General features: G+C 43.0%; 19 protein-coding genes. 11 read left to right on the top strand and 8 right to left on the bottom strand.

The features are described 5' to 3' along the window. Positions 1 to 243 precede the first annotated feature (243 nt). Positions 244 to 387, top strand: coding sequence for a hypothetical protein (locus tag MHI37_RS30330; protein WP_179090240.1), 144 nt, complete (start codon positions 244 to 246; stop codon positions 385 to 387). A 237-nt stretch (positions 388 to 624) separates the two neighbouring features. Here the strand turns inward: MHI37_RS30330 and MHI37_RS30325 are convergent, their stop codons facing one another. Further along, the gene (locus MHI37_RS30325; RefSeq protein WP_076337621.1) at positions 625 to 1,659 is read right to left on the bottom strand and encodes a HAMP domain-containing histidine kinase; all 1,035 of its coding nucleotides are present in this window, start codon (positions 1,657 to 1,659) and stop codon (positions 625 to 627) included. Further along, complete coding sequence (locus MHI37_RS30320) at positions 1,656 to 2,369, bottom strand: response regulator transcription factor (protein WP_076337620.1); 714 nt, start codon at positions 2,367 to 2,369, stop codon at positions 1,656 to 1,658. The genes MHI37_RS30325 and MHI37_RS30320 overlap by 4 nt, the downstream gene beginning before the upstream one ends. Before the next feature lie 192 nt (positions 2,370 to 2,561). Here MHI37_RS30320 and MHI37_RS30315 point away from each other — a divergent pair, with 192 nt between their 5' ends. The 5 genes from MHI37_RS30315 (at position 2,562) to MHI37_RS30295 (ending at position 5,608) form a co-directional block, all read left to right on the top strand. Further along, entirely contained in the window at positions 2,562 to 2,813 is a 252-nt protein-coding gene (locus MHI37_RS30315) for a thioredoxin family protein (protein WP_076337619.1), read from the top strand. Positions 2,814 to 2,841: 28 nt separating this feature from the next. Further along, complete coding sequence (locus tag MHI37_RS30310; protein WP_076337618.1) at positions 2,842 to 3,537, top strand: cytochrome c biogenesis CcdA family protein; 696 nt, start codon at positions 2,842 to 2,844, stop codon at positions 3,535 to 3,537. Positions 3,538 to 3,569: 32 nt separating this feature from the next. Beyond that, the gene (locus MHI37_RS30305) at positions 3,570 to 4,214 is read left to right on the top strand and encodes a peroxiredoxin-like family protein (RefSeq protein ID WP_076337617.1); all 645 of its coding nucleotides are present in this window, start codon (positions 3,570 to 3,572) and stop codon (positions 4,212 to 4,214) included. Positions 4,215 to 4,334: 120 nt separating this feature from the next. After that, a complete protein-coding gene (locus tag MHI37_RS30300; RefSeq protein ID WP_256710561.1) occupies positions 4,335 to 4,463 on the top strand; it encodes a hypothetical protein in 129 nt (42 codons plus the stop codon). Between the two features lie 287 nt (positions 4,464 to 4,750). Then, a complete protein-coding gene (locus MHI37_RS30295) occupies positions 4,751 to 5,608 on the top strand; it encodes a class II fructose-bisphosphate aldolase (protein WP_076337616.1) in 858 nt (285 codons plus the stop codon). A 20-nt stretch (positions 5,609 to 5,628) separates the two neighbouring features. On the opposite strand, the gene MHI37_RS30290 is transcribed toward MHI37_RS30295, so the two are convergent. Continuing rightward, positions 5,629 to 5,823, bottom strand: a complete 195-nt coding sequence (locus tag MHI37_RS30290) for a hypothetical protein (protein ID WP_144023711.1) — start codon at positions 5,821 to 5,823, stop codon at positions 5,629 to 5,631. A 74-nt stretch (positions 5,824 to 5,897) separates the two neighbouring features. Next, positions 5,898 to 7,745, bottom strand: coding sequence for a patatin-like phospholipase family protein (locus MHI37_RS30285; protein WP_256710567.1), 1,848 nt, complete (start codon positions 7,743 to 7,745; stop codon positions 5,898 to 5,900). Positions 7,746 to 8,100: 355 nt separating this feature from the next. On the opposite strand from MHI37_RS30285, the gene MHI37_RS30280 reads away from it, so the two are divergent. Further along, positions 8,101 to 8,634 (top strand): NADPH-dependent FMN reductase, encoded by a 534-nt coding sequence (locus tag MHI37_RS30280; protein ID WP_076337615.1) that lies wholly within the window; start codon positions 8,101 to 8,103, stop codon positions 8,632 to 8,634. A gap of 104 nt (positions 8,635 to 8,738) precedes the next feature. Here MHI37_RS30280 and MHI37_RS30275 read toward each other — a convergent pair whose 3' ends face one another. Then, positions 8,739 to 9,794: an NADH:flavin oxidoreductase/NADH oxidase gene (locus tag MHI37_RS30275; protein WP_076337614.1), complete on the bottom strand. Its 1,056-nt coding sequence runs from the start codon at positions 9,792 to 9,794 to the stop codon at positions 8,739 to 8,741. Between the two features lie 179 nt (positions 9,795 to 9,973). Between MHI37_RS30275 and MHI37_RS30270 the strand changes: the two genes are divergently transcribed. After that, complete coding sequence (locus MHI37_RS30270) at positions 9,974 to 10,825, top strand: AraC family transcriptional regulator (protein ID WP_076337613.1); 852 nt, start codon at positions 9,974 to 9,976, stop codon at positions 10,823 to 10,825. Positions 10,826 to 10,932: 107 nt separating this feature from the next. Further along, positions 10,933 to 11,274: a zinc ribbon domain-containing protein YjdM gene (locus MHI37_RS30265; protein ID WP_076337672.1), complete on the top strand. Its 342-nt coding sequence runs from the start codon at positions 10,933 to 10,935 to the stop codon at positions 11,272 to 11,274. Between the two features lie 852 nt (positions 11,275 to 12,126). Here MHI37_RS30265 and MHI37_RS30260 read toward each other — a convergent pair. Continuing rightward, positions 12,127 to 13,227, bottom strand: a complete 1,101-nt coding sequence (locus MHI37_RS30260) for an Abi family protein (protein WP_076337612.1) — start codon at positions 13,225 to 13,227, stop codon at positions 12,127 to 12,129. 978 nt (positions 13,228 to 14,205) lie between these two features. Here MHI37_RS30260 and MHI37_RS30255 point away from each other — a divergent pair. After that, positions 14,206 to 14,562: a nucleotide excision repair endonuclease gene (locus tag MHI37_RS30255; RefSeq protein WP_076337611.1), complete on the top strand. Its 357-nt coding sequence runs from the start codon at positions 14,206 to 14,208 to the stop codon at positions 14,560 to 14,562. A gap of 51 nt (positions 14,563 to 14,613) precedes the next feature. On the opposite strand, the gene pepT is transcribed toward MHI37_RS30255, so the two are convergent. Together pepT and MHI37_RS30245 are read right to left on the bottom strand one after the other, a co-directional pair. Continuing rightward, the gene (gene pepT, locus MHI37_RS30250) at positions 14,614 to 15,846 is read right to left on the bottom strand and encodes a peptidase T (RefSeq protein ID WP_076337610.1); all 1,233 of its coding nucleotides are present in this window, start codon (positions 15,844 to 15,846) and stop codon (positions 14,614 to 14,616) included. 104 nt (positions 15,847 to 15,950) lie between these two features. Beyond that, entirely contained in the window at positions 15,951 to 16,379 is a 429-nt protein-coding gene (locus MHI37_RS30245; protein WP_076337609.1) for a MarR family transcriptional regulator, read from the bottom strand. A 119-nt stretch (positions 16,380 to 16,498) separates the two neighbouring features. On the opposite strand from MHI37_RS30245, the gene MHI37_RS30240 reads away from it, so the two are divergent. Further along, positions 16,499 to 17,086 (top strand): NAD(P)H-dependent oxidoreductase, encoded by a 588-nt coding sequence (locus tag MHI37_RS30240; protein ID WP_076337608.1) that lies wholly within the window; start codon positions 16,499 to 16,501, stop codon positions 17,084 to 17,086. Positions 17,087 to 17,144: the final 58 nt, after the last annotated feature.

Raw genomic sequence — 17,144 nt, 5'->3', positions numbered from 1 at the left:
TTGTTGATTGTCTCACAAAAGTGATTGAGGTTTCAATGCTTATCGTTCTTGCAGAAAAAGCTTTAGTAGATAAGCCTTCTGGATCGGATACTGAAATCGTATTTTAATCAGGTATGATCTAGCAATTGTGCTTTTTTAAGTGAAAAGATAGTGTGAGCGATAATGAGAAAGCGCATTTGAGGCGCTAGCCAAAGAAATCGAGCCATCCTTCGGCGTGTTGATCAGGGGGACGTTCCGCTGCGAATGCCGCTTGGCAGCGATGCTTACGACGACATTTGGGCAGCACTCGTGAAGAGGCTGGAAGAATTGGATGCCCCAAAAGCGCTTGCTTATTCAACCGACGGAGATAACGTCATACGGCAAGCTGTCCGACAAAGAAAGTTGTGATTTTCCAGCCGGTTTACTCTAAACCGGCTGGAAAGTCACAACTTGACACCATACATGACTTTTGCAATTCATCCCCAATACTAGAGGATCATGTATTCCATACTAGTATCGCTTGTCAAAGGAAAAGTAATTGTATCTCTCAAGTACTGCACAAAGGTAACCTACAGACAGTTTTGTTTACTTAACATAATTACGTAACTTTATAATGTGTAATCGATTAACATGTAGTCCAGCCTCTTAACCCCGGATCAACGTGACCTTAAATACACTTCCCGATTCGGAACTCGACTCCAGTTCAACGGTCCCCTGGAAGATTGCAAGCAAATGGCGGACAATCGACAGGCCTAGACCAGCCCCGCCATGGCTGCGTGCTCGAGACGAGTCGAGTCGGTAAAACCGCTCGAAAACCAGCTCTCTTGATGGAGGAGATATTCCCTTCCCCGTATCCGAAACCCGAACTACAACCTTTCCATCTTCCTGCGATACCTGCAGCGTAACGTTCCCATTTGGCCGATTATACCGGATTCCGTTGTCCAGCAGATTTCGAAAGACCAGGAATAAGAAGCTTTCTTCCCCCTTAACCATAGCATCGCAAGGCTCCATCAGATGAAGTGTCACCCCGTATTTGACTGCCATCGGTTCCATAAAAGAGGTTGCGTCTGCAAGAATGTCGGCAAGCTCCACAACCTTGTGCTCGTTATGCTCCCGATCGTATGTGCCGTCAGCCAGCAGCAACAAATCCTCCGTTAATGACTCTAGTCGCGTAAGCGTCCGCTCTGTTGTCGCACTGTAATCTCTCCATTCGCTTGGATCAATGCCCTCGCTGTCTCCGGCCACTTCAAGATTCGTGCGCAGGATGGAAAGCGGCGTTCTTAATTCATGCGCGGCTGCGGAAACGAAACGGGCCTGTTGTTTAAAAGAGTGTTCCAGCCCATCCAGCATCGTATTAAATACGATCCCTAGCTTCTTCAATTCATCATGAAGTTGGTCAATCTCAAGTCGTTGGTCCAGGGTGGCTGCTGTTATTCCAGCAGCGGTTTCACTCATCCGTTTCACAGGCTTCAGAATAATCACTGCGAGCCATTGCGCGCTGAGAACCATGCCTCCTAATACGACAAGCAAGCTTATGAGTCGCCCCTGCATCTCTGGTAAGACCTTGTATACGGAGATCAAAGACTCTATTCCGACATATAGAGTAATCAAGACCCCCAAAAAAAGAATAGCAAACAGCGTCAATCTTGTACGCAGTGAAAGCCGGTTCCATGGTCTCATGTCGTTTCCTCTTTCTTTGCGGCTGTGCTTAGGCTCCATTTATACCCATAACCTTGAATGGTCTGAATATACCTTGCTCCTGCCTCTGGATCATGGTGAGAGAGCTTTCTGCGCAAGGAATTGATGTGAACCCGAACCGTTGTGGAAAAGGGATCCGCATGGATATCCCAAACATGCTCAAGAAGCCTTTCCGATGAAATGACCTCGCCGGGATGCAGCATCAGATATTCGAGCAAACCGAATTCTTTTTTCGTCAATGAAATAAAAACATTCTCGAGCCAAACTTCCTTTGTCTTTGAATCAAGAGTAAGCTGTTCGAACTGCAGGACGGGGCTTTTCACAGAGGAACTACGGCGAAGGAGCGCCCGGATGCGAGCAAGCAATTCATTGAACACAAACGGTTTACGGAGGTAGTCATCCGCACCCGAATCGAGCCCTTCTTCCACCTCGTCCGGATGGCTGCGAGCTGTCAGCATGAGAATAAAAACATCGTTATGGCGCGAGGACTGGCGAATTCGTTGACAAAGTGAAATGCCATCCAGCTCCGGAAGATTGATGTCGAGAAGAATCACGTCATAATCATTGGTATCCGCGAGCTCCCACCCGATTAGCCCGTCAGCAGCGATGTCCACTGCATAACCTTCCCGCCTTAAACCCTTGGCTAATGCGCGTGAAAGGTCCTCCTCATCTTCGACAATGAGGATTCGCATATCACCACTCCTTCCTTCCATGACAATGATAATAGAATATCACACATGTTTCCGCGAAACGAGGAAATTCATGCAGTTTTTCGGAGCTTCACTGACTTAACAAGGATTTAACAGCTCGACCTTTATAATCAAAGCAAATCTTCCTTTTGCATGGAGGATGTATATCAGAATGGAGAAGAAGGAGGAGGTCTTTTGTTAATCGAGGTTGTATCAGCTGGACCAGGCTGTTCCATCTGTCAAAAAGCGATAAAGATAGTGAATCAAGTAGCGGCGGAATTTCCGCAAATCGATATTCAGGAGTTGCATGTGGTCGATCAGTTTGAACGTCTTCAGGAACTGAACATTTTCAGCGCCGGAGCGATTCTCATCAATGGGAAAGCGGAATTTGCCACTTTGCCCTCACTGCCTAAGCTTCGTAAACGTGTGTATGAATTGCTTGATTGAAAAATCCGCTAGATAAAAGGAGAAACGAATGGAAGATTTATATCATTTTACGATTACAGGCGGAATTTCCGCTTCTACCTACATCCTTGTGTTCGTCGTCGGAATCGTGAGCGCGGTATTAGCATGTTATTTGCCCGTGCTTGCTATGTTTGCGAATTATGTCCAGAAAGGAGCTGCCGGCGATAGAAGAAAAGCAATTCGGATCGCTGTCAACTTTATCTTGGGTATGGTTGTCACTTCGGTGTTGATTGGTTTGATCATCGCGCTGCTCGGCCAACAGTTCCTGCCTTCTGTTGCGAAATATCGTTTGTTAACCTGGGTTCCGCCTCTCTTTGACATATTGGCTGGGCTGCAGTTGCTTGGTGTCATTTCATTCGCAATGCCTACTTTCCAAAAGCCGATCAGCCGGCCAGAACTCCCGCAAAGCAACTTGGCCGCTTTCAAGCTAGGGATTCCTTATGGACTTGTTATTTCGCCTTGTGCGATTCCCATCTTTTTTGCGCTCATTAGTTATATCGCACTTCACGGAAGTCCGCTACACGGAGCGTTGCTCATGACGACTTATTCGTTAGGGAAAGGCGTGATACTCGTGGCCGTCGCAGTCTTTTCCATTTCCATTCTAAGCAAATTAGCGAGATGGGGCGGCCCTATAAGAAAAGTTGCCGGCTACCTCTCCATTGCGATTGGTCTCGTTTTTCTGGTTATTGGGTTTATGAAATTTTAGCTTAACGTATTAAAATCTAAAGGAGAATAACGATGACCTTGAATCAGGAATTAGCGCAGATGAAGAAGACGTTTGACCCTCTTACGCCGCTGGAAGCGCAGGCTGCTCTGTCTCGGCTAATCCGAGAGCAACAGGAATCGGCAGCCCCTTTCGGTCTGCAGGTTGGACAGAAAGCCAAGGATTTCACCCTGCAGGATGCACTTGGACGGGCAGTCAATTTATATGATGAGTTGACCAGGGGCCCGGTCGTTTTAACCTTTTACCGCGGAGGTTGGTGCCCTTACTGCAGCAGACAGCTCAAGTCTTATCAGGAAGTGCTGCCTGAAATAGAAGAGCTTGGCGCTCAGCTGATCGCGATCAGTCCGCAAAGCCCAGATGCTACACTGTCCCAATCGGAGAAGGATGAGCTGCGCTTCCATGTGCTCAGCGACCGGAACGGTCTGGTTGCGGCGATGTATCATATCCTTTACGACGTGCCGTCCTACATCCAGGACGTATTTCAGCAAGGCCTAGGTCTCAATCTGGCTGAATACAACGCCACGAGCCGATGGATTCTGCCGGTGCCCTCGACATTCATGATTGACGAGAGTGGCTCCGTCCGTTCGGCATATGTTAATCCGAACTTCATGCAGCGGTTTGAGCCTGAAGATATATTAAGAGAATTGCGCAAGCTGTAACCACCAGCGTGCGGGGTTACCCAATTTACTAAACACGGTCTATAGGATCGTGTTTTTGTTTTATGTAGTAAAGCGGATTCTGGGTACGCACAAGTACGTTTTTTTCTCAAATACAGCAAGATGCCTGATCGTCCGCTTGTCATTACGACCTTTGCGGATGACCGCTTAGTCCGTCTTGCAGCAGGGACAGCTTTGCTTGTGATTCACAGGCAAGGCTTCGATATGAAGATGATCGGCTCCAATAAGTAGGATTGGGCTAATCTGTAGTTCTGGTAAATCGAGCATTTCATTGATATACTGGATCTGCATCTGTCTATTCCGTCTGTTGTAGTGTAGGACTTTCAACAATAAAGGATTAGCAGATATTTTCCGTTTTTATACGAACCTTTTTTAGTCAAATACTGATTCCTGTATTGAACTTTATAAGATTTATGCAATTTTTAATTTGATAAACTGTGGTCAAATTGGTTATGATTGAAAAGGAATAGCAAAGATACTTAATTACAGCAGCTGTATAATTTGAAGGAGGATTTAACATGGCATTAGTTTCAATGAAAGAAATGTTAAACAACGCAATGAAGGAAGGGTACGCAGTAGGTCAATTTAACATAAACAACCTAGAGTGGACGCAAGCCATTCTAGATGCTGCTCAAACTGAGAAATCACCAGTTATTTTGGGCGTTTCTGAAGGAGCTGCTCGTTACATGGGAGGTTTCACGGTTGTAACTGCAATCGTTAGATCCCTAATCGAAGAAATGAAAATTACAGTTCCAGTTGCTATTCACTTGGATCATGGTTCAAGCTTTGAAAAATGTAAAGCAGCTATCGATGCTGGTTTTACTTCCGTTATGATCGATGCTTCTCATTCCCCATTTGAAGAGAATGTGAAAACAACTCAAGCAGTTGTTGCCTATGCTCATGAGCGTGGAATTTCAGTAGAGGCTGAGCTTGGAACTGTTGGCGGCCAAGAGGATGACATTATCGCTGATGGCGTTATTTATGCAGATCCTAAGGAATGTCTTGAGCTTGTTAAGCTTACAGGTATTGATTGCCTTGCTCCAGCACTTGGTTCCGTTCATGGACCATACAAAGGCGAACCAAACCTAGGCTTTAAGGAAATGGAAGAAATCGGAAAAACAATCAATTTGCCAATGGTATTGCACGGTGGTACAGGAATCCCAACTGAGCAAATTAAAAAATCAATCTCACTTGGAACGGCAAAAATCAATGTAAATACAGAGAACCAAATTGCATTTACAAAAATTGCTCGTGAGATCCTTACACACGATGCTGATGTTTTCGATCCACGTAAATTCCTTGCTCCAGGTCGTGAAGCGATCAAACAAACCGTTATTGGAAAAATCAAAGAATTTGGTTCTTCTAATAAAGGCTAGATTGACCTGCTGACTGCTTCTTATTGGAAGTAGACATTAGAATAAGCAAGCAACTGGTGAAGCCACATAGAGAAGGATCTTCTCTTCGGTGGCCTCACACGGTTAGCTGCTGCTTCGCTTGGCCACTGCTTCTCATCAATAATGTCTCCGTTTTCCAATTCGCAAGCTGTTCTGCTCCGGAAACCATCCTCGATTTCTATAGGTCTGACTCTCAAGTACAAATCATTCATTTGGTTATCATAATGGAATAAGAGATTATACTAAGGGCACCTAAATTAGGTGCCCTTAACTATTGAGCAGATGCTATCTTCTGGCGAATTCGCGCAATAGATTCTATGGTCACTACTTCTCCTGCCGCTATATAGTTATCTGCATCCTTGAAGCTGATCTGATTGAAACCCAGATCAGGCCGCAAAATAATATCTGCAAGCTGAAGCTCTTCCTTCACCAGCTTCGCGCTCATAATATCTATCGTATTCATTAATGAATCAATCAAATGTCTAGCGGACCCCTTCGTGAAGGATTCAGGGCATACATTAACTGCGATGACAATATCAGCTCCCATGCTTCGAACTAGCGCAGCGGGCACAGGGTGAACGACAGCCCCGTCAGCTAGCTGCTTACCCTGATGGTTTACCGGTCGCATCGCTACAGGAACAGCTGTACTCGCGCAAATGGCATGAGCGAGCGATCCCGTTCGCATAATATGAGCCTCGCCATTGGAAACATCTGAAGCTATAGCACCAAATGGGATAGGCAGGTCCTCAATTTGACGCTTGCCGATGTACTTTTCAATAAAGCTGATCATGGGAGCGTTGTGAACTAGGGAGCGCATGGGGAATGTCGGCCGCACCAACTGTCCCCAGCTAATCGTAGAGAGCACCTTTACGCAGTCCTTCACAGACATTCCAGCCGCGTATACACCTCCTACCATGGAACCGACGCTGGTTCCGGCAATCATGTCAATGGGTATGCCCTCCTGCTCCAAAATACGAAGAACGCCCAGATGAGCCATGCCTCGGGCGGCCCCACTTCCCAGCGCTAAGCCGATGGTTGGGCGTTCGCCTGCCTTGCGGGTTCGGCCGAAGCGAAGATGATGACTATAGATGATACGTCCTTCGCTGCGAATATAAGCCTCCTTCACGATATTGCGCAGCTCCTCGACATTATGGTCTAAGTAAGGGAACAGAGCGAGCTTGCTTAAAGCATCCTGTGAAATGCTTTCGTTAGCGGCTCCCCCTTCTTTTTCTATAAAATAGTTTGCAAGCAATGGGATATCCTCTACCCGCTCGCGCAGCGGAGGGACCTGCAGAACCTCTGTATTTGTCACATCTAGCGGCCGCGTAGAGGTCAGAACAACTCGGGTATTGGCAGAAGCATGCAGCATCTGCTTCATCTTGTCAGCAGGACAGCCTTCTGCCCCCTCGACGATGATCGTGCCGCCCTTCGCTGCCTTTGCATTCGTCTCCCAATCATGTAAGCTCATATCATTTACATTTAGGGTTAGCAGCGGATATTGTCCGCTCGTTGTTCTGTAATGCAGCTCACGCGCTACATTAACCTTTCCTGTCCCAGCCTCACCTATAATGATCAGATGCTTTTGCTCGTTGGACAGACGATTGAGCCTTTCAAGCAATGCTCGCATGGAGGCGCTCTCGCCGATCAGACGACCATAGCGCTGCTGCTCCTCTGATTCCTGCAGCTTCATAATAACAAGGCTTTTTGTATGTTCCTCAACGACTCGTTCATTAGAGCTTTGGATTCGCTGAATCATGGCATCAATTATTTTTTTGCGGAAGTCGTGATTTTTATCCATTAATAGCAGCATTCCCATTCGTGATACCGTAACCACATGAACATCGTCAATAGCCTCTACATGCGCACTGACTGGATCACCCGTCAGACAAGACATCTCGCCAAAAAATTGTCCATTGGATAGGACGGCTAATTCTACCTTTGTTTCTTTATTGATATATACACGGGCTTGCCCAGATACAATAATATAAATTTGCTGGCTGACCTTGTTCTGCTTCATAATAAGCGTACCCGCAGTATAATGAACCTCTTGGAGTTCAGGTAAAATCTGCTGCAAAACTTCGGGAGATAGATGTTCCAGCATAGGGTAATTGTTATACATTTGAAGCAAGCCTGCACCCCCTTGGTTGGTATAATGCGATAATCTTAACTAATAAATATAACCGATAAACCATATTATTTATAGTGAATATTGTTCAATCCTAAACATCTATATAGAGCAAGATTAAATAGTTAAGATATTAGTGATCTAGTTTTAGCCTAAAGCCATAGCTGGATATAGGGATTTGGAGTTATAGCAGCCTGTTGCTTCTATGCAATTGGCTGCTTTATATATTCGGAAAATAAATAACTTAAATATAGTTACTAGACAAAGGTAACTTCGAGGTTTAGACTAAACCATAGTGAAATATTTTAGCTTAGATCAGCCTGTATTTTAGAAAATGGAGGTTTTTATGATGAAAATTGTGGCCCTTGTAGGAAGTATTCGTAAGGAATCGTATAATTTAAAACTCGCAAAGTTTATGCAGGAACGATATAAAGGCCGTTTAGACATTGAAATTGGAAATATCCGTGATCTTCCGCACTATGATCAAGATATCGAGCTTGATCCTCCTGCTGTTGTGAAAGCATTTAAAGAGACGATTGCTGATGCAGATGCGGTCTTATGGGTAACGCCTGAATATAACTATTCGATTCCAGGTGTGCTCAAGAATGCTATTGATTGGCTGTCGCGCGTAGACAAGCTTATGATCGGCAAGCCATCGCTTGTAGTTGGAGCCTCGATGGGCCAGCTGGGAACTGTGCGCGCTCAACAGCATTTACGTGATATTTTATTTTCTACCGGTGTTTCGTCCCCTAATATGTCAGGCAATGAAGTATATATTGGCAGTGTTCATGAGAAAATTAATGATGCAGGCCAGCTGGTCCACGAACCAACCATTGCTTTTTTAGATACCGTTGTTGATAACTTTATTAAATTTCAAAAGTAAAACCAGAGTATACTGAAAAAAAGCCGTGATATCTACGTATTGTAGACATTCACGGCTTTTCTGATTAACCATTTGTATGGATAGGGAAACCATCATACAGCAGCCTATCGGACGTATATGCCTCGTTCATATTGGACGGGAGGCTGAACCGTTCTAGTTACGTCTTTAATGGCATGCAGCGCCCAGTAAGGATCGTTCAGCATTCCGCGGCCTACCGCGACAAGGTCAGCGTCTTCGTTCGCCAATGTTGCCTCTGCAAGCAGAGGGTCATCAAGCTTGCCTACTGCAATGATTGGGACATCCAATGCTTGTTTAAACGCGCGGGCAAATGGAATTTGGTAGCCAGGGTGACTAGCAGGCTTTAATTTACTCCCAGGAGGCGCTTCTCCGCCAGACGATACATGAAAGATGTCGACACCAGCTTCTTGATAACGCTTTGCAATCTCGATCGAATGCTCCAGTCCATAGCCGCCATCCATATATTCAATTGCAGAAATTCTCATAATAAGTGGCATATCCGCGGGCATGACGCTGCGAGCTGCTTGGATAATCTCAACCCCAAACTGATGTGGATTTTGGCCATAAACATCGGTTCGGTCATTAATACCAGGGGAATGAAATTGGTGGATCAAGTAACCATGCGCGCCGTGCAGCTCAATCGTATCGAAGCCTGCTTCAACGGCTCTTCGAATCGCTTCTTTGAATTTATTTACCATTTGTTTCACTTCCTCAGTGGAAAGTGCGCGAGGGATCGTTAGCTCGCCTCGTTTGGTTTCTTCCTGAAGGACAGCGACTGGTTTATTGGAAGCACCGACAGGCTCTGCGGCATCCTCGGCTTTGCGTCCGGCATGAGCAATTTGGATGCCGATCTTCGAACCGTATTTATGAACCTCGGATACAATCCGGCTGTAAGCAGGAATTTGTTCATCGGACCACAGCCCCAAATCTCGATTCGTGATCCGGCCATCAGGCTCCACATCCGTCATTTCAACGATAATCAACCCTGTTCCACCTACTGCTCTGGATACGTAATGAACGAAATGCCAGTCATTTGGCTTGCCGTCTTCTGCATCCACCGAGTATTGACACATAGGAGCCATAACGATGCGATTTTTCAGCGTCAGGCCCTTGAGAGTTATGGGTGAGTCTAGCTTTGCCATTATGATTAACCCCTTTATTAGGTAATTGGTTTGCAGTTGTTATTTAAACTGAGTTCTGATAGTATGCGGCAGGTAAGCTAATAATAAAATTAATTTTTTATATACTCAATGCATTATCTTGTTTTTGTCTCTGATAATGTGATCTATCTTGCTTTTTGGAGCGATTGCTGTACGATGAAATGAAAAAGGAAAAGGTGATTGTTATGGGGGAAATCAATACAGAAGCATTCCCCACATTGGTTTATATTGGCAAGGTAAGTGGAAATCCAAATTGGAAACTTCCAAGTCATTCACATGAGGATGTGAGTGAAATGGTTTTTATTTCGCATGGAGAAGGACTCATAAAAATAGATGGGCAGCCGTATGTTGTCGAGCAAGGTGATTTATTAATTTATAATCGAGGGATCGTGCATGAAGAATGCTCGTCCCCTATTTGTCCGCTGAACACGTACTATTGCGGGGTAGCGAACATAAAGAGCGGCTATAATATTATTCCAGAAGGCGCAGCACCGCATATAAAGACGGAACAGTATGCCGATAAAATGAATACCATTTTCTCATTCTTATATGAAGAATCCTCTAATAAAGCTGCGGGGTACGAAATGATTAGCGGAACTCTGCTGCTGACGTTGATTACGTTAATTCAGCGAATGGTTCATAAAGAGGAAGAATTGCCTGCAAAGGATCCAGAGGAGCTGGCGGTACAGCTGAGAGCATTTTTAGATCAAAATTACTTGAAGCATTTGAAATTGACTGACGTTGCCAATGCGTTCCACATGAATGCTTATTATCTCTCGCATGTTTTTAAGAAAAGATATAACGATTCCCCTATTAATTATATGCTCCATAGAAGGATGGGGGAGGCTGGGCGTTTGCTGCTTAACACCAATATGCGAATAAACGAAATTGCTGAGTTTTTGGGCTATGACAATGCGAACTATTTTACCATTTTATTTACGAAAACGATGGGCGAATCACCTACAAAATATAAGAAAAACGAGAAAAGACAACGAGTGAATGTACTGGAATGAGGCTCTTGATTTGTCAATCGGATGAGAGTATGACAAAATACAAAGGGAAAATTGAAAATCATGTATCTGGTTTAATAATAAAAATAGCGAATGGAGAGCATGACATTATGAACGTATTGCCAAATTGTCCAGCATGCAATTCTGAATATACTTACGAGGATGGAAGCTTGCTGGTCTGCCCCGAATGTGCGCATGAATGGTCTTTAGAATCAGATAGCGAGAATAATGAGGATCAGAAGATAATCAAAGATGCCAACGGGAATGTATTAAACGATGGTGACAGCGTAACGGTAATTAAAGACCTGAAAGTAAAAGGAAGCTCGTTAGTAGTGAAGATAGGAACTAAGGTAAGGAATATACGTTTGGTTGACGGAGATCATGATATCGATTGTAAAATTGACGGCTTTGGAGCTATGAAGCTAAAGTCTGAATTTGTTAAAAAAGCATAAGAGAGATTCGGAGTCTAAGTCCATTCTTATATGGCTAGCTCCGTATAATCGATTTGATACGCGTCATACCGAGGTTACCCCTTGTATATAGAGCTGGATTGCACTTTATACAATAGATTTGAAGTTAATGACCTGGCATTGCATGTACGCTGCACTTTATGCAGTGGATTTCCTGTTTTGAGAGGTAAATGGCCTATGAAACGTTAATCCTGTTGCAAAAGTACACTGTAGCTGTTGCGATGAGCACTCATGTAAGGTTTTTATTGTAAAAAGTACATCGTAGGCTTCTGACCCTTGGCTACAGCCGTATGCGGCAGTATGAGGCGGACGCCTATAGGCGACGTTTGGGACAAATGGCTTGTGTAGATTAGAGTGAAATGAATTTTTCATTAGTCTTTTTGTAAATAAGAAAATGCCCTTGTGTCCATTGGACATCGAGGGCATTTTTTTGGTAGCCCAGCATGGGCGCTATTTCTAGGGTTCAAGTTCCGAAAGATGAAGGCAGTAGTTCTCCTACTCGATTAATTTGATAAATGAATATACGAGAGAATGTGTGTGTATAAGCGGTGAAGATAAATTGGGGGGAGCCATATCATAAGTAGGGCGAAATATAAGGATTAAATAAGTAGAAGCGAAAAGCACCTTTTAAGAGAATTTCTCTTAAAAGGTGCTCATGAGTATTGTAGTAGATGGACGTAGCTACAATAGATTTACATTGAGTGCTATAAAAAAGACAAAAAATAAAGATAACCTACTGTAACGTTAAAACGTTCCAGAGTTATCTTGTGCCATCTAGAATGGCTCGTAATGCTACTTTAAAGTATATTCATTGAAAAAGGAAATGTCAACAAGTTAAGAAAATAATAATTTCCAGTCTCTATAGTTTACATTACCCATTCTTTGAAGAAGTCGAGTATTCAGGTCATAGGTCTTTTTCTGAAAATATTTATTGTTACTGTAAATAATTTTTTGTAATGGTTTTTTTAATCTTGATAAATCTGCATACATTCCTAGGACATTTAAAGTATCATAAAGGTTTAATATTGCTGCATTTTTATTAACATTTCCCTTACCGTTAACATATATACGTCTGGCTTTTTGAGCTGGTGATAAGTTCAATCTGCTCACCAAAACAGGTAGAATCTTGATTGATGATGAAGTTGAAAACCTGTTTATTAAAGAAAAATGAGCACATTTATTACGAAATTCTCTTATAATATCTAAAGAATTTAAAAATAAATCTCTATCTGAATATTTTAATCCAAAATCATTCAACACTTTTTCCATAACAGCTCTATTGGCATAATGACAAAATCTTTGAAGAGTACCAAAATCAAAAGTTTCTATTACTACCCATAAAGGAACAACAATATGCCGATTACGTTCTACAAAGGAAGCACATCCCTGAGGAGGGGTATATTGATTAAATGGTGTAGAGAATATATTAACATTAATGAAATCATTACATCTTACCAGAGTATTGATAAAGTTTGGTTTGAATAACAAAAAATCATTATATTTGTCTATAATACTCTTGTTTTGATCATGGTAAAGTGGATAACTTGTACTAAATATATTGGGCAAATCCAAGAAGTTATGTTTATTGGTATACTGCATGGTATTACTAGGAGTTCTGCAGAATGATTCGGTAAAATGTCTTGCTATTGACGTTTTTAACTTTGTTTCAAAATCATGCAAAATTGATAATACTTGATTAGTAAGCGTTTTATCAAATTTGTGGAGTCTAACAAAATCGTTAAATGATGCTGTACCATAAAATTTATTATTACCACCAGGATCGATAAGCAATAAATCTTCGTTTCCATTGATGACATTAAAGTAATTGTTTTCATTAATATATTTAATAAAGAAATCCTTATCTTTAATTCTGAGACCTCTAGAAATTAACAAATCATATTGTTCTGATGTTGATTTAAATGGTTTTACTGGCACAGTACCTTTCCCCCTAACTAGATACATTATATAACATAGTTCGCTATACATGTTCTTATATTAATAGTGTTAGAGGTACAAATACCTAAATGTTTTATGGATATGGGCTTGTTGGAGTATCCTGTGGTGGTAAACAATCAGTAAAAGCTGTAAATGAATAATAGATGAGATCATATGGAAATAGTGAGTTAGCTACTCTATTGGGTGTTTTTTGATGTTTTTGATTTCGCTCTATAGATGATACGGTGAACCATATCACAAATAGGACGAATTTTTTATAAAAGATAGGGCTGTCCCAAAGATCTGATGTCCGTATCTATCGAAAATAGAGACAAATAAGGGATTGTATTTTTATAAGAAGTTCTATGCTCATGGCGCTAATGCAGCAGCTGCTTGAGAAAAACATAATGATTATATTCAGACAAGTTTTCTCTTAGGAAAGAGCTCGTCTTCTTTTATTTGTCTGTGAAGGAAAATGAAAGTATGCCCGAATTCGACTATTTTGCTGCGTTTGGATAATAGAATGTGCGAAGGCAAGAGGGTAATATTTAAAAATGGGGGAAACTGAGGTGTATGATCTATGGATCAAACGATAGTGCATTTAGCGGTGGCAGATAACCTAGTGCGATGGCCTCAGTGGAAGCACGAAGCAGCTTTCCAGAGTCGTATCGTGGATGGAGATAAATGGGGAATATAAACTAGCTTGCGTAATCGTGTGAAAGAATCCTTTGCGTCTACTGACGTTTATATGCAAAATAGATTTGACGTATTGACTAAGATTGCCGAGGCCTATCCAGAGCTTAAAGCGAGTGAAAATTATCTTCAGATGTAATACAAGTATTAGCTCCATGCCTATGATCCTAATTGCTGTGGTTTTTGGATTTAAGACGGCAGGGCTGTATTTTCATATATAGAATGGTTTTAACTTGTCTGATGTGTTAAGATTTAGTTCTATATAGAAAGAGGACGTGATCGATTATGATTAACATAACTATTCCGGTACCGGATGTTGTCATTAGAAAACAGGCTGACCCTCAGTTAAGCCATATTTACGGATTTACTGATTTTCATCTGATTCCAAGAGACAAGGGTGGCTTCTTTACGTTCTACAACGACAAGAATGAACTGCTCTTTGTTGGCAAGGCTAGGAAGATTAGACCAAGAATCAAGAAGCATTTTGAGGACTCGGTTTCCGTCATGAAGAACTATCGCAATGAAGTGACCAAGATTGAGGTTTTCGTTAATGAGGACCCTGTTGAACGGGAGATTTATGAAACCTATATGATTAATAAATCAAGAGCCAAGTACAATGTGGAAAAGGTTTATTATAAATAAACAAGGAGAAAGCTGTCGCTAATTGCGACAGCTTTCTCCTTGTAATGTGCTCTACGTCCGCTGCTCATACAGCTTAACGATTTCGATAATGGTATTTACGGCTTGCACCATATTGTCGGCGGATACGTACTCGTATCGTCCATGATAGTTTTCCCCGCCAGTAAATAGGTTCGGTGTCGGCAATCCCATATAGGATAGCTGAGAGCCGTCCGTACCGCCGCGAATAGGCTCTATAATCGGCTTGATGCCGAGGTTCTCGAGTGCCTCTCTGGCAATGTCTACGACCTCTTTGACGGGCGCAATCTTCTCTCCCATGTTGAAGTATTGATCCTTGATTTCGAGCGCAATTCGTTTATCTCCGTATTTTTCCTGCAGTTCCTGTACAAATCCCGTAAGCTCAACTTTTCTTTCGTTGAATCGATTCTGGTCATGATCGCGAATCAAGTATCGAAGCTGGGTCTGTTCAACGTCGCCTTCAATAGAGGTTAGGTGGTAAAAGCCCTCGTAGCCCGCAGTCTGCTCCGGTGTTTCATCGGCAGGCAATTTGCTATGGAGCTCCATGGCGATTTTTGCGGAGTTGATCATCTTGCCCTTAGCGGTGCCAGGATGAACGTTCTTGCCGATACAGGTAATGACGGCAGACGCTGCATTAAAGCTCTCATACTGAAGCTCGCCAAGCGGACCGCCATCCATCGTATAGGCATATACAGCATCAAATGCAGCCACACCAAACCGGTGCGGTCCTCTGCCAATTTCCTCATCCGGGGTAAAGGCTACGCGAATCTTACCGTGCTTCAGCTCAGGATGAGTGATTAAATAGGCCATCGCAGTCATAATCTCGGCGATGCCGGCTTTATCATCAGCGCCAAGCAGTGTAGTACCGTCTGTTGTAATTAGGGTGTGTCCTTTATAGCCAGTCAGCTCAGGGAAATCGGTTGGTGACAGGACGATATGGAGTGCTTCGTTTAAAATAATGTCTTGTCCATCATAGCTTTCCACGATTTGTGGCTTCACATTCTTACCTGTAAAGTCGGTAGCGGTATCGATGTGGGCCAGAAAACCGATCGTCGGAACCGCTTTGTCGGTATTGGCCGGCAGGGTAGCCATGACATAACCGTTGTCATCCATGGTTATTTCTTGCATGCCGATCGATGTAAGCTCTTCTACGAGCATGCGGGCTAGAACCCATTGTCCGGGTGTTGACGGACAGGTCTCGCTGCTGTCATCAGATTGTGTCTCTACCTTGGCGTAAGAAATAAACCGGTTTATAATTTCTGTTTTCATCGTCGCAGCTCAGCTCCATTGCCATTATTTTTTATAGGGTAAATTATAATACAAAAGAAGCGGCATCCCAAATGATGCCGCTTCTTTGTGTGCTTTCCAGAAGATTAATAAAACACCTTGCGATGCAGCAGCTCAAGCGCGTGTGCCAGCTCCTGCATCTCTTCCTCCGATTCCTTCTCAATCCGCTGTGCAAATCGGGCTGCAATGAACCCGAAAGCTTCGCCCATCATCGCTTCGCCTTTCGCAGAAAGCCGAATAAACTGCTTGCGGCGGTCTTCCTCGTCGGTAACCTTCTCGCATAGCTCCTTATCGGTTAGCTTTTTCAGCTCCCGGCTCGTATTCGGCATGGACATCAACATGCAATCACTGATTTTGCTGAGCGTTACGGGTTGGCTGACGGAAATATATTCAAGAATTTTATATTGAACGGGCGTAATGGATTTGGGTCGTATATCCTGGGATATTTCATTCGTGGTTTGATGAACGGCAGTCGTAAAGGCCACAAATTTTTGAAACATGGCATTGTTGTCCATGGGATCACCTCTACTGAAACCATAGCAAATTAGTTCTCATAAAACAATTATCATTTGACAACTAAAATTGCAATGTGATACTGTTTTGTTATCAAATGATAAGTAAAAGGAGTTTTATTATGAATATGCTCATTATTTATACACATCCGAATCATAAGAGCTTAAGCTATGCTTTTTTGCAGGAGGTTATTCAAGGAAGCAAAGAAAACTCGGCAATCAAGGAGGTCAAGGTACTGGACTTATACGAGGAGCAGTTTAATCCAGTCTTGGTCTTTAATGAGACTAAACGGCGCAGAAATATGCACTCCGAACCGAGTCTAGCTCTATACAGAGAGCAGCTTACTTGGGCCGACAAAATCGTGTTTGTATATCCGATCTGGTGGGGGCGTCCGCCGGCGATGCTTATGGGTTATATTGATCAAATGTTTGCTTCGGACTTTGCGTATAAGGATACAGGCGGGCTGCTGCCGGAGGGCTTGTTGAAAGGGAAGTCGGTCGTTTGTATCTCCAGTATGAAGGGACCAAGGTTTTATCCATTGCTGTGGCTTAATAACGCTCACAAGGTTTTAATGCGCAAAGCGCTGTTCAATTACGTAGGAATTAAAAAAGTGAAATTTTTCGAGTTTGGCAGCATGGAGAGCTCCAAAGGCCGGCATGAACAGAAGCTAAAGAAGATTAATGCCTATTTCAGGACGGTAAGCCAGTGATGTGTCAGCTCCTTGGCGCTTTTGTATGCTTACTGTAATTTTTATGGAAATGTTGTGA

Origin of the sequence: Paenibacillus sp. FSL H8-0548 (genome assembly GCF_038630985.1) — a bacterium.
In the GTDB taxonomy this organism is placed as follows: Bacteria; Bacillota; Bacilli; order Paenibacillales; family Paenibacillaceae; genus Pristimantibacillus.
Note: the sequence above shows the minus strand (reverse complement) of the source record. Positions and strands in the feature narration are given on the sequence as shown.

Coding starts and splice junctions, on each gene's coding strand:
- MHI37_RS30330 (WP_179090240.1), top strand. CDS start 244: ATGCCGCTTGGCAGCGATGCTTACGACGACATTTGGGCAGCACTCGTG.
- MHI37_RS30325 (WP_076337621.1), bottom strand. CDS start 1,659: ATGAGACCATGGAACCGGCTTTCACTGCGTACAAGATTGACGCTGTTT.
- MHI37_RS30320 (WP_076337620.1), bottom strand. CDS start 2,369: ATGCGAATCCTCATTGTCGAAGATGAGGAGGACCTTTCACGCGCATTA.
- MHI37_RS30310 (WP_076337618.1), top strand. CDS start 2,842: ATGGAAGATTTATATCATTTTACGATTACAGGCGGAATTTCCGCTTCT.
- MHI37_RS30305 (WP_076337617.1), top strand. CDS start 3,570: ATGACCTTGAATCAGGAATTAGCGCAGATGAAGAAGACGTTTGACCCT.
- MHI37_RS30300 (WP_256710561.1), top strand. CDS start 4,335: ATGCCTGATCGTCCGCTTGTCATTACGACCTTTGCGGATGACCGCTTA.
- MHI37_RS30295 (WP_076337616.1), top strand. CDS start 4,751: ATGGCATTAGTTTCAATGAAAGAAATGTTAAACAACGCAATGAAGGAA.
- MHI37_RS30285 (WP_256710567.1), bottom strand. CDS start 7,745: ATGTATAACAATTACCCTATGCTGGAACATCTATCTCCCGAAGTTTTG.
- MHI37_RS30280 (WP_076337615.1), top strand. CDS start 8,101: ATGAAAATTGTGGCCCTTGTAGGAAGTATTCGTAAGGAATCGTATAAT.
- MHI37_RS30275 (WP_076337614.1), bottom strand. CDS start 9,794: ATGGCAAAGCTAGACTCACCCATAACTCTCAAGGGCCTGACGCTGAAA.
- MHI37_RS30270 (WP_076337613.1), top strand. CDS start 9,974: ATGAAAAAGGAAAAGGTGATTGTTATGGGGGAAATCAATACAGAAGCA.
- MHI37_RS30265 (WP_076337672.1), top strand. CDS start 10,933: ATGAACGTATTGCCAAATTGTCCAGCATGCAATTCTGAATATACTTAC.
- MHI37_RS30255 (WP_076337611.1), top strand. CDS start 14,206: ATGATTAACATAACTATTCCGGTACCGGATGTTGTCATTAGAAAACAG.
- pepT (WP_076337610.1), bottom strand. CDS start 15,846: ATGAAAACAGAAATTATAAACCGGTTTATTTCTTACGCCAAGGTAGAG.
- MHI37_RS30245 (WP_076337609.1), bottom strand. CDS start 16,379: ATGGACAACAATGCCATGTTTCAAAAATTTGTGGCCTTTACGACTGCC.
- MHI37_RS30240 (WP_076337608.1), top strand. CDS start 16,499: ATGAATATGCTCATTATTTATACACATCCGAATCATAAGAGCTTAAGC.